Source organism: Aquabacter albus (assembly GCF_040049275.1).
In the GTDB taxonomy this organism is placed as follows: domain Bacteria; phylum Pseudomonadota; class Alphaproteobacteria; order Rhizobiales; family Xanthobacteraceae; genus Aquabacter.
Genome location: NZ_JBDZDT010000003.1, coordinates 583425 through 597948, shown reverse-complemented (window position 1 = coordinate 597948; position 14524 = coordinate 583425). Strand labels below are relative to the sequence as shown.

Annotated in this window: 16 protein-coding genes; 7 read left to right on the top strand and 9 right to left on the bottom strand. The window is 66.8% G+C overall.

The window, feature by feature from the left end; translation table 11 throughout:
- Positions 1–8: 8 nt before the first annotated feature.
- The 3 genes from ABLE91_RS09195 to ABLE91_RS09185 form a co-directional block, all read right to left on the bottom strand.
- Complete coding sequence (locus ABLE91_RS09195; RefSeq protein WP_348930497.1) at positions 9–524, bottom strand: queuosine precursor transporter; 516 nt, start codon at positions 522–524, stop codon at positions 9–11.
- A 67-nt stretch (positions 525–591) separates the two neighbouring features.
- Entirely contained in the window at positions 592–891 is a 300-nt protein-coding gene (rpmB, locus tag ABLE91_RS09190) for a 50S ribosomal protein L28 (RefSeq protein WP_348930496.1), read from the bottom strand.
- A 205-nt stretch (positions 892–1096) separates the two neighbouring features.
- The gene (locus ABLE91_RS09185; RefSeq protein ID WP_348930495.1) at positions 1097–1834 is read right to left on the bottom strand and encodes an SDR family oxidoreductase; all 738 of its coding nucleotides are present in this window, start codon (positions 1832–1834) and stop codon (positions 1097–1099) included.
- A gap of 115 nt (positions 1835–1949) precedes the next feature.
- Between ABLE91_RS09185 and ABLE91_RS09180 the strand changes: the two genes are divergently transcribed.
- Entirely contained in the window at positions 1950–2606 is a 657-nt protein-coding gene (locus tag ABLE91_RS09180) for a TetR/AcrR family transcriptional regulator (RefSeq protein ID WP_348930494.1), read from the top strand.
- Here ABLE91_RS09180 and ABLE91_RS09175 read toward each other — a convergent pair.
- The gene (locus ABLE91_RS09175; protein WP_348930493.1) at positions 2539–3462 is read right to left on the bottom strand and encodes a LysR family transcriptional regulator; all 924 of its coding nucleotides are present in this window, start codon (positions 3460–3462) and stop codon (positions 2539–2541) included. The genes ABLE91_RS09180 and ABLE91_RS09175 overlap by 68 nt on opposite strands.
- A 121-nt stretch (positions 3463–3583) precedes the next feature.
- Here ABLE91_RS09175 and ABLE91_RS09170 point away from each other — a divergent pair, with 121 nt between their 5' ends.
- The 5 genes from ABLE91_RS09170 (at position 3584) to mmsB (ending at position 7853) form a co-directional block, all read left to right on the top strand.
- The gene (locus ABLE91_RS09170) at positions 3584–5080 is read left to right on the top strand and encodes a CoA-acylating methylmalonate-semialdehyde dehydrogenase (RefSeq protein ID WP_348930492.1); all 1497 of its coding nucleotides are present in this window, start codon (positions 3584–3586) and stop codon (positions 5078–5080) included.
- 67 nt (positions 5081–5147) lie between these two features.
- Complete coding sequence (locus ABLE91_RS09165) at positions 5148–5375, top strand: FitA-like ribbon-helix-helix domain-containing protein (RefSeq protein WP_348930491.1); 228 nt, start codon at positions 5148–5150, stop codon at positions 5373–5375.
- Positions 5372–5800, top strand: coding sequence for a type II toxin-antitoxin system VapC family toxin (locus ABLE91_RS09160; RefSeq protein WP_348930490.1), 429 nt, complete (start codon positions 5372–5374; stop codon positions 5798–5800). Before ABLE91_RS09165 ends, ABLE91_RS09160 begins: the two co-directional genes overlap by 4 nt.
- A 1-nt stretch (position 5801) precedes the next feature.
- A complete protein-coding gene (locus ABLE91_RS09155; RefSeq protein ID WP_348930489.1) occupies positions 5802–6944 on the top strand; it encodes an isobutyryl-CoA dehydrogenase in 1143 nt (380 codons plus the stop codon).
- Positions 6945–6968: 24 nt separating this feature from the next.
- The gene (gene mmsB, locus ABLE91_RS09150; protein WP_348930488.1) at positions 6969–7853 is read left to right on the top strand and encodes a 3-hydroxyisobutyrate dehydrogenase; all 885 of its coding nucleotides are present in this window, start codon (positions 6969–6971) and stop codon (positions 7851–7853) included.
- A 27-nt stretch (positions 7854–7880) separates the two neighbouring features.
- Here mmsB and pdeM read toward each other — a convergent pair whose 3' ends face one another.
- From pdeM to ABLE91_RS09135, 3 genes are all read right to left on the bottom strand, one after another.
- Entirely contained in the window at positions 7881–8582 is a 702-nt protein-coding gene (pdeM, locus tag ABLE91_RS09145; protein ID WP_348930487.1) for a ligase-associated DNA damage response endonuclease PdeM, read from the bottom strand.
- 273 nt (positions 8583–8855) lie between these two features.
- Positions 8856–9947: an NADH:flavin oxidoreductase/NADH oxidase gene (locus ABLE91_RS09140; RefSeq protein WP_348930486.1), complete on the bottom strand. Its 1092-nt coding sequence runs from the start codon at positions 9945–9947 to the stop codon at positions 8856–8858.
- 126 nt (positions 9948–10073) lie between these two features.
- Positions 10074–11042: a homocysteine S-methyltransferase family protein gene (locus ABLE91_RS09135; protein ID WP_348930485.1), complete on the bottom strand. Its 969-nt coding sequence runs from the start codon at positions 11040–11042 to the stop codon at positions 10074–10076.
- A gap of 240 nt (positions 11043–11282) precedes the next feature.
- On the opposite strand from ABLE91_RS09135, the gene ABLE91_RS09130 reads away from it, so the two are divergent.
- Positions 11283–11903 carry a TetR/AcrR family transcriptional regulator gene (locus ABLE91_RS09130; protein WP_348930484.1) on the top strand — a complete coding sequence of 207 codons (621 nt, stop codon included), beginning with the start codon at positions 11283–11285 and terminating at the stop codon, positions 11901–11903.
- Positions 11904–11914: 11 nt separating this feature from the next.
- Here the strand turns inward: ABLE91_RS09130 and ABLE91_RS09125 are convergent, their stop codons facing one another.
- Together ABLE91_RS09125 and ansP are read right to left on the bottom strand one after the other, a co-directional pair.
- On the bottom strand, positions 11915–12853 hold the full coding sequence (locus ABLE91_RS09125) for a sensor domain-containing diguanylate cyclase (protein ID WP_348930483.1): 939 nt from the start codon (positions 12851–12853) through the stop codon (positions 11915–11917).
- A 150-nt stretch (positions 12854–13003) separates the two neighbouring features.
- Positions 13004–14503: an L-asparagine permease gene (ansP, locus tag ABLE91_RS09120; RefSeq protein WP_348930482.1), complete on the bottom strand. Its 1500-nt coding sequence runs from the start codon at positions 14501–14503 to the stop codon at positions 13004–13006.
- Positions 14504–14524 lie beyond the last annotated feature (21 nt).

Genomic DNA, 14524 nt, shown 5'->3' with positions numbered 1-14524 from the left:
TGCCGCGCTCAGGCGCGAACGCCCGGCGGCTGCCAGACCGGCATGCGGGCGATGATGACCTTGTAGGGCCCCAGGAAAATCCCGATCATCAGAAGCTTCACCGCATAGTCGCACAGCGCCCAGCTCTGCCAGGGCAATCCCGTGCCGGCAAAGGCAAGAGAGAAGAACACCACGGTGTCGAGGGCGCTGGAGATGAAGCCGGAGAGCAGCGGCGGCATCCACCACGCGCGGCGGCGCAGCCGGTTGAAGACGGTGGCGTCCAGAAGCTGCGCGGTGAGAAAGGCGGTGCCGGAGGCGAGTGCGATGCGGGGCGTGGCGAAGGCCGCGGAGAGGGCGACCGCCAGCGCGAAGCCCACATAGACCACGCGGCGCGTGCGCACCGGGCCGAGACGCCGATTGGTGAGGTCGTTCACCAGGAATGTGAAGGGATAGGTGAAGGCGCCGAAGGTGAGATAGTCCGCGAGGCCGAAGGGCTCGAACGGAAACTGCACCAGGATATTGGCCGCGAGCACCGTCGCGCACATGCAGAAAACCGCGAGCGCGAACGCCCGCGGTTCAGATTTCAGCAGAAGCTGCGGCGACGCCACGGCGTCAGGCGGCCGGAGCGGCCTCAGCCTGGGCCTTCACCAGCTGGCGCTTCAACTCGAGGGCGCGCGGGGAGAGTTCCTCGTCGCGGGCCTTCTTGAGGAAGCCGTCGAGGCCACCGCGGTGGTCCACGCTCTTCAGCGCGTTGGCGCTGACGCGAAGGCGCACGGAACGGTTCAGCGTCTCGCTCTGGAGCGTGACGTTGCACAGGTTCGGCAGGAACCGGCGCTTGGTCTTGTGGTTCGAGTGGCTCACGAGGTGGCCGCTCTGAACCCCCTTGCCGGTCAGGTCACACCGCCGGGACATAGCAGAAGTCCTTCAAATCTGTTTTTCGCGGGCGACGCCGTGCGGAGCCGGGAGCCGGCCCTTCGTCAACCACCCGCAATATCGGGAAGGCGCTCGTATAAGCGGGAGGGGCTGGCGCGTCAAGGCGGAAGGTTATGACGCAGCAGCGTAACAAACTCCCTCCCCCGCAAGCGGGAGAGGGAAAGGGGCGGTGCCCACGGGGAAATCACGCGTTGACGCCGCCGTCCACGGTGAAGCCGGCGCCGGTGATCTGCTTGGCGGCGGAGCTCGCGAGGAAGGTCACCATGTTGGCGATGTCCTGCGCCTCGCCGAACTGCTTCAGGGCCATGCCGGACAACATGGCGTCCTTGTTCGGGCCGTCGGCAGGGTTCATGTCCGTATTGGTGGGGCCGGGATGCACCACGTTCACGGTGATGTTGCGCGGGGCGAGATCGCGGGCGAGGCCCTTGGTCAGCGAGATCATGGCCGACTTCGACATGGAATAGATGGTGATGCCGGGCAGGGTCACGCGCTCGGCGAGGCAGCTGCCCATGTTGATGATGCGCCCGCCGTCCGAGAGCAGAGGGATCGCCGCCTTCGTGGTCAGGACCACGCCGCGAATGTTCACGTTGAGGATGGCGTCGATGTCCTCAAGGCTCATGCTTTCCAGCGGGCCGCCGCGGGCGATACCCGCGTTGTTCACGAGGATATCCAGGCCCCCGAGCGCCTTTGCCGCCTCTTCCACCGAGGCTTGAGCGGCGGCGGCATCGGCGCTGTCCGCCTTGATGGCCACGCCCTTGCGGCCCAGTTTCTCGATCTCCTTCACCACTTCGGCCGCGCGGTCCGCGGAGCGCTCATAGGTGATGGCCACATCCGCTCCGGCCTTGGCCAAAGCGGTCGCGATGGCCGCACCAATTCCCCGGCTCGCGCCCGTCACCAAAGCCTTTTTTCCATTGAGATCCATGACACGCTCCTGCGTCTCGGGTGTTTTATAATGATCGATACATAAATTGGTTTACAGGAGCGGGTCAAGGAATTATTTTAATGTCCGATACAGAATTTGGATAACGGTTCGGAGAATGGCAGCACGTGGACGACCCAGAACCTTTGATCGCGACGCCGCTTTGGCGGCGGCGATGGAGGTGTTCTGGCGCAAGGGCTACAGCGCCACGTCCATGACGGACCTGTGCACGGCCATGGGCATCAATGCGCCCAGCCTTTATGCCGCCTTCGGCAGCAAGGCGGCACTCTATGCCGAGGCCATCACCTATTATGCGGAAGTGACGACACCTTTGATCTGGGGACAGATCGAGGCGGTGCCCACCGCCTATGCGGCCGTGGAGAGCGTGCTCATGGGCTCGGCCGCGAACCTTCCGGCTTCTGATAACCCCGCTGGCTGCATGGTCACGCTGTCGAGCGTCGGGCAGGAGGGCGAGGCACGGCTGGGGGCGCTTGTGGCTGAGACCCGCGCGCAGGGCGAGCAACTGGTCGCGGCGCGCCTGACGCGGGCGGTGGCGGAGGGCGAACTGCCCGCCTCCATCGATGTGCGGAAGATCGCCCGCTTTTTCGCCTGCGTGCAGCAGGGCATGTCGATCCAGGCCCGCGACGGGGCGGGCCGGGAGGAGCTGGAAGCCGTTGCGCGCGCTGCGCTCTTGGCGTGGCCGGCGCTTACGGCTGCGGACGCTCCGCGCTCGGCAGGAACAGAGCCCGCGCCTCCTGTGCCTCCCGCGCAATGAAGTCCGCCGCCACGCGCACCCGCGCGAGTGATCGCGTGTCCGCGTGGGTGATGAGCCAAAAGGTCCGCGTCAGCTCCACCTCCTCCGGCAGGATGGGCGCAAGGCCAGGGTCGCCCTCCGCCATGAAGCAGGGCAGCACCGCGATGCCCGCCCCCGCGCGCACAGCCATGAACTGGGCGACGAGGCTCGAGCTTTTCACGCGGGGCCGAAGATCCTTCGCCACCAGCGGCGCGTAATCCAACTCCGGCGCGTAGAGCAGCTCATCCACATAAGAGATGAAGGTGTGGCGCAGCAGCGCCGCGCGGTTCTCGATGGGGCCGTGCGCCTCGAGGTAGTCGCGCGCGGCATAGAGGCGGAGGCGATAATCCGTGAGCTTCCGCGCGTGCAGGCGGCCTTGCTTCGGCCGGCTGAGGGAAATGGCGATGTCCGCCTCGCGCTTCGTCAGGTTGAACACGCGCGGCATGGCGAGGAACTGGATCTCCAGCGCCGGATGCTGCGCCGCCAGCCGCCCCATGCGCGGCGCCAGGAAATAGGTACCGAAGCCATCAGGCGCGCCGATGCGCACCGTACCCGAGACGCCGAAATCCGCCCCGCCGATCTCCTGCTGGGCGGCGGAGGCCAAGGTCTCCATGGCCTCGGCGGAGGCAAACAGGCGGTCGCCATGGGCGGTCAGCACATAGCCGCTGGGCTGCCGGTCGAACAGCTTCGCCCCCAGCATCAATTCCAGCGCACTGATGCGGCGGCTCACGGTGGAATGCTCCACCCCGAGCTGCCGTGCGGCCAGGGTGAGTTTCCCCGCCCGCGCCACCGCGAGGAAGAAACGCAGGTCCGACCAGTCGAAATCGGCGGTGCTCATGTGAAATCGCGCACAGTCACGGTGCAAGGATTGAGGTGGATGTGCAAAAAATCATAGGCCATTGTACCGGCCAATAGACAACTCACAAAAAACTGCGAAACGCTCCGAAGGGATACGCATCATGCGCGAGGTCGGCCATTTCATCGGCGGCAAGCACGTGCCCGGCACGTCCGGCCGCTTCAGCGACATCTGGCAGCCCATGACGGGCGAGGTTGTGGGGCGCCTCGCGCTCGCCTCCGCCGAGGAAATGCGGGCGGCGGTGGAGAATGCCAAGGCGGCGCAGCCGGCCTGGGCCGCCACCAACCCGCAGCGCCGCGCGCGCATCCTCATGAAGTTCCTGGAGCTGGTGCAGCGGGACTATGACGCCCTCGCCGAGTTGCTTGCCCGCGAGCACGGCAAGACCATTCCCGACGCCAAGGGCGACATCCAGCGCGGCCTGGAGGTCATCGAGTTCGCCTGCGGCATCCCCCATCTCCTGAAGGGCGAGTTCAGCGACAGCGCCGGGTCCGGCATCGATGTCTATTCCATGCGCCAGCCTTTGGGCGTGGTGGCCGGCATCACGCCGTTCAACTTCCCGGCCATGATCCCCATGTGGAAGTTCGGCCCGGCCATCGCCTGCGGCAACGCCTTCATCCTGAAGCCGTCCGAGCGCGATCCCGGCGTGCCCATGGCGCTCGCCGAGCTGATGATGGAAGCGGGCCTGCCCGCCGGCATCCTCAATGTGGTGAACGGCGACAAGGTGGCCGTGGACGGCATCCTGGACGATCCGGACATCCAGGCGGTGGGCTTCGTCGGCTCCTCCGCCATCGCCCATTACATCTATTCCCGCGCGGCGGCGACGGGGAAGCGCTGCCAGGGCTTCGGCGGCGCCAAGAACCACATGATCGTCATGCCTGACGCGGACATGGATCAGGCGGTGGATGCCCTCATCGGCGCCGGCTACGGCTCCGCCGGCGAGCGCTGCATGGCCATCTCCGTGGCCGTGCCCGTGGGCGAGGCGGCGGCCGACAAGCTCATGGAAAAGCTCATTCCCCGCGTCGAGGGCCTGAAGATCGGCCCGTCCACGGACATGACCGCCGATTTCGGCCCGCTGGTGACCCGCGAAGCGCTGGACCGGGTGACCAATTACGTGGACATCGGCGTCAAGGAAGGCGCCAAGCTCGTGGTGGACGGGCGCGGCTTCAAGCTCCAGGGCTATGAGAACGGCTTCTATATGGGCGGCTGCCTGTTCGACCATGTGACGGCCGACATGCGCATCTACAAGGAAGAGATCTTCGGCCCGGTCCTCTCCGTGGTGCGCGCCAAGGACTATAAGGAGGCCCTGCGCCTTCCCACCGAGCACGAATACGGCAACGGCGTCGCCATCTTCACCCGCGACGGCGATGCGGCGCGCGATTTCGCCTCCAAGGTGAATGTGGGCATGGTGGGCATCAACGTGCCGATCCCCGTCCCCATCGCCTACCACACCTTCGGCGGCTGGAAGCGCTCGGGCTTCGGCGACCTCAACCAGCACGGGCCGGACGGCATCCGCTTCTACACCAAGACCAAGACGGTCACCTCCCGCTGGCCCTCCGGCGTGAAGGACGGGGCGGAGTTCGTCATCCCCACCATGAGCTGAACTTCTTGCATCCGGCGTCTCGTGCTATCATTTTTGATAGCACGAGATTGCAGGCGAGGAGATCGTCATGGCCCAGGTGCTGATCAGGAATATCCCTGAGGAAACCATCAAGGTCTTCAAGGAGCGCGCGAAGCGCAACGGGCATTCGTTGGAGCAGGAGATCCGCAATCTCCTGGAGAAGAACCGGCCCTATACGCCCGAGGAGCGGGTGGCGGTGACCCGGTATCTGCACGCCAAGACGCTCAAGGTTTCGCGGCCTCTCACGTTGGAAGAGATCCGAGAAGGCCTTGAATGAGTGGCACCGTCGTCGTCGACGCCAGCGTCGCGGTGAAATGGCTGGTGAAGGAGGAGGACGTCGAGAGCGCCCTCCGCCTCCTGCAAGGCGCGAGCGAAATACGCGCCCCCAAGCTCATCCTAGGGGAGGTCGCCAATGCCGTCTGGAAGAAGGTGCGTCGCAAGGAAATCTCCGCCGACACAGGTGTCGAGGCGCTTGAATTTCTGGCGGGCTATATCGCCATTCTCTTCGATACGGACGATCTTCTTGGCGCGGCGCTTCGCATGGCCTGGGCCCTCGACCATCCCATCTATGACTGCCTCTATGTGGAGAGCGCACGCCGCCTGGACTTGCCGCTTGTGACCGCAGACGCACGGCTCATTCGCAAGCTCGCCGGCAGCACTTACGGCCGTCACATTGTCCCCCTTTCCGAATGGCGCGCCTGACATGTTCGAGCTCTCTGAGGATCAGCGCGCCATCCGCGAAATGGCGCAGGACTTCGCCCGCGAGGAGATCGCGCCTTATGCGGCGCAATGGGACGAGGAGCAGGTCTTCCCCATCCCCACCTTCCGCGCCGCCGCCGCCCTTGGCATGGGCGGGATCTATGTGAAGGAGGATGTGGGCGGCTCCGGTCTGACCCGGCTCGACGCCGCGCTGATCTTCGAGGCGCTCGCCACCGGCTGCCCGGCCACGTCCGCCTTCCTGTCCATCCACAACATGGCCGCCTGGATGATCGACCGCTTCGGCGGGGATGAGCTGCGCCAGCGTGTCCTGCCCAAGCTCTGCACCATGGAGCACATCGCCGCCTATTGCCTCACTGAGCCGGGAGCGGGCTCGGACGCCGCCGCGCTGAAGACGCGGGCGGTGCGCGATGGCGACCATTATGTGCTCGACGGCCAGAAGCAGTTCATCTCAGGCGCCGGCTCGGCAGACCTCTATGTGGTGATGGCCCGCACGGGCGGGCCGGGGGCCGGCGGCGTTTCGGCCATCGTGGTGGAGGCGGGGACCCCAGGCCTCTCCTTCGGCGCCAATGAGAAGAAGATGGGCTGGAAGGTGCAGCCCACCCGCGCCGTCATCTTCGAGAATTGCCGGGTGCCCGTGGAAAACCGGATCGGCGCCGAGGGCGACGGTTTCAAATTCGCCATGGCGGGTCTCGATGGCGGGCGCCTCAACATCGCCGCCTGCTCGCTCGGCGGGGCGCAGGCGGCGTTCGAGAAGGCGGTTTCCTACATGCGGGATCGCAAGGCGTTCGGCAAAGCGCTGAACGAGTTCCAGGCCCTGCAATTCCGCCTCGCGGACATGGAGACGGACCTGGAGGTGGCACGCACCTTCCTCTGGCGCGCGGCCTCCGCCTTCGACCGGGCCGACCCGCAGGCGACGCGCCTGTGCGCCATGGCGAAGCGGGTGGTGACCGACACGGGCTTCGAGGTGGCGAACCAGGCGCTTCAGATGCACGGCGGCTACGGCTACCTCTCCGATTACGGGATCGAGAAGATCATGCGGGACCTCCGGGTCCACCAGATCCTGGAAGGTACCAACGAGATCATGCGGGTCATCATCTCCCGGGCGCTGGTGGCGCGAGGGAACTGAAGAATCAACCAACGGGAGGCGTTCATGGCCAAGGTCGGCTTTATCGGGCTCGGGAACATGGGCGCACCCATGGCCGCGAACCTCGTCAAGGCGGGGCACGAGGTGATTGGCTTCGATCTCTCTCCGCCCGCCATCGAAGGGGCGAAAGCGCGGGGCCTTACCATCGCCGCGAGCGCGGCGGAGGCCGTGGCGGACGTGGACGTGGTCGTCACCATGCTGCCCAGCGGGAAACATGTGCTGGGCGCCGTCGAGGGCCTGTTCAAGGCCGCCCGGCCGGGCACCCTGTTCATTGACAGCTCCACCATCGACGTCGCCTCCGCCCATGCTTTCCACAAGGCGGCGGACGCGGCCGGCCATGAGAGTCTGGACGCGCCGGTGTCCGGCGGGGTCATGGGTGCCGAGGCCGCAACGCTCACCTTCATGTGCGGCGGCACTGCTGGAGCTTTCGCAAAGGCCGAGCCGCTGCTCGCCGCCATGGGGCGCAAGAGCGTCCATTGCGGGGATGCCGGCGCGGGCCAGACGGCGAAGATCTGCAACAATATGATCCTCGGCATCTCCATGATCGGCGTGTGCGAGGCCTTCGTGCTGGGCGAGAAGCTCGGCCTCTCCCATCAGGCGCTTTACGACGTGGCCTCCACCTCCTCCGGCCAGTGCTGGGCGCTCACCACCAATTGCCCGGTGCCCGGCCCCCTTCCCACCAGCCCCGCCAACCGGGACTACAAGCCCGGCTTCGCCACGGCGCTTATGCTGAAGGATCTCAAGCTCTCCCAGGATGCGGCGCAACATGCCGGCGCCGCCACCGCTCTGGGCGCTGCAGCCACGGCGCTCTATGCGGCCTTCGAGGAGGAAGGCTTTGGGGGCAAGGACTTTTCCGGCATCATCGAATGGGTGCGCACGCGGGAAGCGTGAGAAAGAAAGGGCGCTTGGGCCGCGCCCTTAATCCATCAGGCAGGCGCGGACCTCGACCCTGTAGGTCCGCTCCCGCCCCAGCATATGCGCCTCGAAGCGGCCGGCAAACAGCCCGGCCAAGGCGGGATGGCGCACATTGAGGCCGCCCGCATAGGCGCCAAGCGCCGGCAGCACCATGCGCTGCCCGTCGGTGGCGAAGCAGCGCCGCCTGATGGTGCGGCCACGCACCTGCAGCCGCGCAGACGGGTGGAGATGGCCTGCTACCTCCCCGTCCAGCGGCTCGGCGCGGGGCTCGTGCCGGAAGGTGAGGGCGCCGATGCGGGCCTCCACGGCCCATTCCCCACCCAGCAGCGGGGACGGCTCGGGGTCGTGATTGCCGGCGATCCAGATGAAGTCGCGCCCGCTCTGCAGCGCATTCAGCCGCCCGAGCGCTGTGGGATGCAGGCGTTCCGCGCCCCAGCGGTCGTGCAGGCTGTCGCCCAAAGCGATGACGGTGGCCGGGTTCCAGCGGGAGATGAGGGCTTCGATCTGGGCCAGAGTGTCCGCCGTGTCGTAGGGCGGGAGCATCTGCCCGCGCCGGGCATAGGCCGAGCCCTTCTCCAGATGCAGGTCCGCCACCGCCAGCAGCCGCTCCGCCGGCCAGACCAGCGCGCCCAGGGGGTCGAGAACCACCTCCGCGCCGTGGAGCGGCACGGGTGCGGTGGGAACGGAATCGGAACGCGCGAGCATGAGGCGATAATGCCCATCTCGCGGCGCGCGGCAAGCGGGGGTGGGGCGTTATTGACCTTCTCCCCTTCAAGGAGGCTTTGCCTGAAGACCCGGACGGATAGGCTTTTCACCTCTCCCCGAGGGGGAGAGGTCGGCTGCGTAGCAGCCGGGTGAGGGGGCTCCGGCGTTTCAGGATTGGAGAGGGTGGTTCCCCCTCACCCCAGCCCTCTCCCCCGCGGGGAGAGGGGGCACAACGCTCGCTTTCAGGCCGTAGTATCGCGGAGCCCGCGTATCCTATTTGAACAACTGCCTCAGCCCCGAGGGCTGGCAGCGCAGGAACTGGTTCGCCGCATGCACCGAGGCGCCGAGCTTGGCCGCCGCGTGCCAGGGCCAGCGCGGGTCGTAGAGGATGCCGCGCGCCAGCGCGATGGCGTCCGCCTTGCCGGTGGTGAGGATCTCCTCCGCATGGGTCGGATCGGTGATGAGGCCGACCGCCAGGGTGGGAAGCCCGGTCTCGGCCTTGATGCGCTCGGCGAACGACACCTGATAGCCGGGCGTCACCGGGATCTGCTGGGCCGGCGAGAGGCCACCGGAGGAGACGTGGATGGCGTCAAGCCCGCGCTTCTGCAATTCCTTCGTATAGGCGACGCACTGCTCGATCTCCCAGCCGCCTTCCACCCAGTCGGTGGCGGAGACGCGCACGAAGATGGGCTTGTCCTCGGGAACCGCCGCGCGCACCGCCTCGAACACCTCCAGCGGGAAGCGCATGCGGTTCTCCAGCGAGCCGCCATACTCGTCCGTGCGGGCATTGGAGAGGGGCGAGAGGAACTGGTGCAAGAGGTAGCCATGGGCGGAGTGGATCTCGACCATGTCGAAGCCGACGCGCATGGCGCGCTTCGCCGTCTCCACGAAGCCCGCCTTCACCCGCGCGAGGCCCTCTGCATCGAGGGCGATGGGGGCCACGTCCGCATTGCGGAACGGCAGAGGGGAGGGCGCCACCGGCACCCAGCCGCCGTCGTCCACGGAGACCTGTCCGCCGCCCTTCCAGGGCGCATAGGTGGAGGCCTTGCGGCCCGCATGGGCGATCTGGAGGCCGAGGGGCATGGGCGACCAGGCGCGCAGGCGGGGGATGAGATCGGCCAGCGCCGCCTCGTTCTCGTCCGACCACAGGCCGAGATCCTCGGGCGAGATGCGCCCTTCGGGCTCCACGGAGGTGGCCTCCAGGATCAGCAGGCCCGCGCCGGACTGGGAGAGATTGCCGAGATGAATGAAGTGCCAGTCGGTCGCCGTGCCCTCATTGGCCGAATACTGGCACATTGGGGCAATGACGATGCGGTTGTCGAGGGTGAGTGAGCGCAGGGACCAGGGCGTGAACAGAGCGGACATGGATGTTTCCCCCAGAGCAGTTGGGCGAAACAATAAGGCCCCCTTTCTATATGGCAAGCGGGGACGGGGCGGGCCACCTGCCCCCTCCCCCGCAAGCGGGAGAGGGGATTCGGAGAGCAATGATCCTCACGCGCTCAGCGCCACGGGCGGCAGGCACGCCTCGCAGATGGCGGCCACGTGGCGATGGTCCGTGCCGCAGCATCCGCCCAGCACCCGCATGGTGGGGAAGGATTTGCGCAGCGCGCGGTAGCGGGCGCCCAGATCCACGGGGTCGCCGGCATCCAGCGTCTCGCTCTCGTCCAGCTCCTGATGGCTCTTGGCGGAGGCGTTGGCGCGCACGCCATGGATGCGCTTCACCCAGGCTTCCCCGGCCTCCAGCGCCCCTTCAAAATGGGTCGGGTGGGCGCAGTTGATCATGTAGTAGATGGGATAGGCGCCGGTTTCCCGGTCCACGGTCTCGATGGCCTCGCGCAGGCTCCTGCCGGTGACGAGCCGCCCGTCCGTCTCCACCGTGAAGGAGACGACACAGGGCATGCCGAGTGCCTTCGCCGCGCGGGCGATGCCGATGGCCTCGTCGATATTGGTCAGCGTGAAGGCGGAGACCATGTCCGCCGCGCTGTCCGCGAAGGCGGCGATCTGGGGCGCGTGATAGGCCTCGGCCTCCGCCGCATCCATCTTGCCGGCCTTGTAGCCGTCGCCGCGCGGGCCGATGGCCCCGGAGATGACGCACGGGGTCGAGGGCCTCTCCCACTTGGCGCGCAGCCGCTCCAACTCCGCGATGGCGACGTGGTTCACGCGCCGGAGCGCCGCCGCGTCATAGCCGAGCAGGGCGCCCCAGTCCGCATTGGCCCGCCAGGTGGCGCTGTCCAGCACGAAGCCGGTGCCGCGCGCCTTGGCGATGGCGAGATAATCCTCGTGATAGGCCCGCAGCTTCGCGCGGCCGTCCTCGCTGTCGAGAAGGACGAAGGAGGCGAAGTGCGGCAGGTCCACGCCCTGATGGAAGATGAGGCTGGTCTCCAGGCCGCCATCGGTGAGGAAGGTGCCGCCATCAAACAGCGGCAGGGCGTGGCGATACTTGGCTGTGGCGCTCGACATCCTGTGTCTCCCCTGTGGAAGTGTCCTCGCCGCTCCATTCGGGCCGGCGCGAGGGATGACGTTTTGTGCCGGAACCGGCCCCGCGCGGCTAGAAAGCTTGCGGTCCAGCAGCGGCGAATGCCTTGAAAAGGCTTATGTCCCAAGGCTTCATGCCGTAACGGCATGTGAGGGAAGCGCAGGCTATGCTATGCGTGCTCTCACAAAACCGTACCGGCGGTACAGTTTCGGGCGAGACGGGCCATGACGTTGCAGGCCAGCAAGGGCGCGAAGACACGCGAGCGCATCCTGGAAATCGCCGAGGCCTCGGTGCTGGCGAAAGGCTTCGGCGCCACCTCCATCGACGAGGTGATCTCGGAAGCGGGCATCACCAAGAGCGGTTTCTTCTATCATTTCAAGGACAAGAACCAGCTCGCCCGGGAGATGGTGAAGCGCTATGTGGAGACCAATGACAGATTGTTCGATGAGATCTTCGCCCGCGGCCGGGAGCTCTCCGATGACCCGCTGCAAGCCTTCCTCATCTCGCTGAAATTGCTGGCCGAGGTGATGGTGGACCTGCCCTCGGGCCATCCCGGCTGCCTCATCGCCTCCATCTGCTACCAGGAGCGGCTCTATGACCGGGAGGTGCGGGAACTCACCGCGCGCTCCGTGGAAAGCTGGAACGCCCGCTTCCGCGCCATCATCGAGGAGATCGCCGCCGTCCACCCGCCGCGGGAGAAGGTGGAGTTTGGGGACATCGCCGACATGCTCTCCTGCGTGGTGGACGGCGGCATCATCATGTCCAAGACGCTGAACGACCCCCACCGCCTGGAGCGGCAGGTGCTGGCCTTCCGCACCTTCGTGAAGCTGCTGTTCGGGGGATAACCCCCCGGGGCTCACACCGCAGTTGCCGCCGCCTGTGCCTCGCTGCGCTCATCCAGATGGATGCGGTTGCGCCCGGCGAGCTTGGCGGAATAGAGCGCGCGGTCGGCCCGCGCATAGAGGGTGCTCGGCGTGTCTCCGGCGGCACCTGCCGCGATGCCGGCGGAGAAGGTGTAGGCGAAATCGGCCAGCTCCGGCAGCGGACGCGAGGCGCGCACCGTGGCCAGCATTCTCTCCACGATCAGCGCCGCTGCCGGGACCGGGGTATCCGGCAGCACCAGCACGAACTCCTCTCCGCCCACGCGGCCGAAGCAGTCGGTCCGGCGCACCTGGTCGTGGATGCGGCGCGCGAAGTCGCGCAGGATCAGGTCGCCCGCCACATGGCCGTGGCGGTCGTTGATGTACTTGAAATTGTCGAGGTCGAGCACGCAGATGCAGCCCAGCACCCAGTCCGACGGGGCCTCCCGCCGCAGCATGTCCTCCATGCGGGCGGTGACGAACCGGCGGTTGGCGACGCCGGTCAGATCGTCGGTGTTCGAGGCCTTGATGGCGAAGTCGCGGTCCTGGCGCACCGCGCGCTCGTCGGGGCGCATGTTGGTGATGTCGCTGGCGATGCAGAGCATCCAGCCGTCGCTCTGCACCGTCTCGGTCATCCAGAACCAGCGGCCGTCATGAAGGTCGGTCTCGAACGCCCGGAACGGCATTTTTCCCCGCCGCGATTGGGCGGAGAGCAGCCATTCCTCGAAATTCGGGTTCTGGATGATGGTGCCCTGCCGCGCCGCAACATTGCGCCGCATGATCTCGGCCCAGGAGGTGTTCTCGCCCTCGGCAATGAAGAAGGCCGCTCTGAAGGCCCGGTTGGCATAGCGCAGCCGGTCTTGCCCGTCATAGGCGGCGACGAGGACCGGGGTGTCCTCATAGAGCCGGGAAAGCTGTTGGGTGACGTCGTCCATGCCGTCTGCCGGTGGGTGGCGAACCACAGTCTTCGCCGTGATTGTGGCGCAGGTGCGTTCCCCAATGGCACCGGCGCTGCAGTGCAGCAAGAATAAAATTCCGACCGGCGGAAGCACCTTCCCTTCCGCCGAAGGCATGGAGCAGCCCTGTCAGGGCCGCGAATCCGGCCCGCTCTCCAGGATTTTCTGGGTCAGCACCACGGAGGGAATGGTCGGCCGCAGGAGGGTCGGGTTGTTGCGGCGCAGCAGGTGCCACCCGAGCGCGAGGAGCACCGCCAGCACGGGGATGGACGCCACCGTGAAGGTGCCGTTGGGATAGTCGAAGGCCATGAGCACCAGCACGCCGGCGAGGAAGGCGAGGGTCAGCCAGGAGGTGAACGGTGCCCCGGGCATCCGGAAGGAAACCGGCTCCGCCTCGCCCCGCGCGATGGCCTGGCGCAGCTTGATCTGGCAGACCACGATGAAGGCCCAGGTGGACAGGATCCCCAGGGACGCGATGTTCAGCACGATCTCGAACACGCGAGACGGCACGAAATAGTTCAACACCACGCCCACCGCATAGATGGTGACCGTGACCATGATGCCGGCGAACGGCACGGAGTGGGAGTTGAGGCGGGAGAGGAAGGACGGGGCGGAGCCGCCCATGGCCAGCGAGCGCAGCACGCGGCCGGTGGAGTAAAGCCCGGAATTGAGGCTCGACATGGCGGCCGTGAGCACCACGATATTCATGGCGCTGCCGATGCCCGGCACACCCAGAGCGGCGAAGAAGGTGACGAACGGGCTCTCGCCGGCCCGGTACTGGGTCCAGGGCAGGAGGCACACAAGCAGCACCACGGAGCCCACATAGAACAGCGCGATGCGCCAGATGACACCGTTGATGGCGCTGGGCAGGATGGCCCTGGCGTCCTTGGTCTCGCCGGCGGCGATGCCGATGAGCTCGATGCCGGCATAGGCGAACACCACGCCCTGGATCAGGACCAAAGCCGGCAGCCAGCCGTGGGGAAACATGCCGCCATTGTCGGTGATGAGATGGTAGCCGGTCGGGTGGCCGGCGACCCCCATGCCGGACCCGAGGATGGCGGTGCCGACGATGAGAAACAGGCTGAGCGCGCCGACCTTGATGACGGCGAACCAGAATTCCATCTCGCCGAAATACTTCACGCTGATGAGGTTCATGCCCGTGACGATGCACAGGGCCACAAGCGCGAACACCCATTGCGGCGTGTCCGCGAACATGCCCCAGTAATGCATGTAGAGGGCGACCGCGGTGATATCGACGATGCCGGTCATGGCCCAGTTGAGGAAATAGAGCCACCCCGCCACATAGGATGCCCGCTCGCCCAGGAACTCGCGGGCATAAGAGACGAAGCTGCCGCTGCTCGGCCGGTGCAGCACCAGTTCGCCCAGCGCCCGCAGGATGAGGAAGGCGAAGGCGCCGCACACCAGATAGACCAGAGCGAGGGAGGGGCCCGCCGCCTCGAGCCGGCTTCCGGCCCCGAGGAACAGGCCGGTGCCGATGGCCCCGCCGATGGCGATCATCTGCACCTGGCGCCGGCCGAGGCCCTGGTGGAGCCCGTCATCGTGGGATGCGAGCCACGCTTTCTTGTCGAGCGCCGCGTTGCCGGCCTCGCGCTCCGTCGTCGAAGTCATAGATCCCAGTTCCCCAGCCGA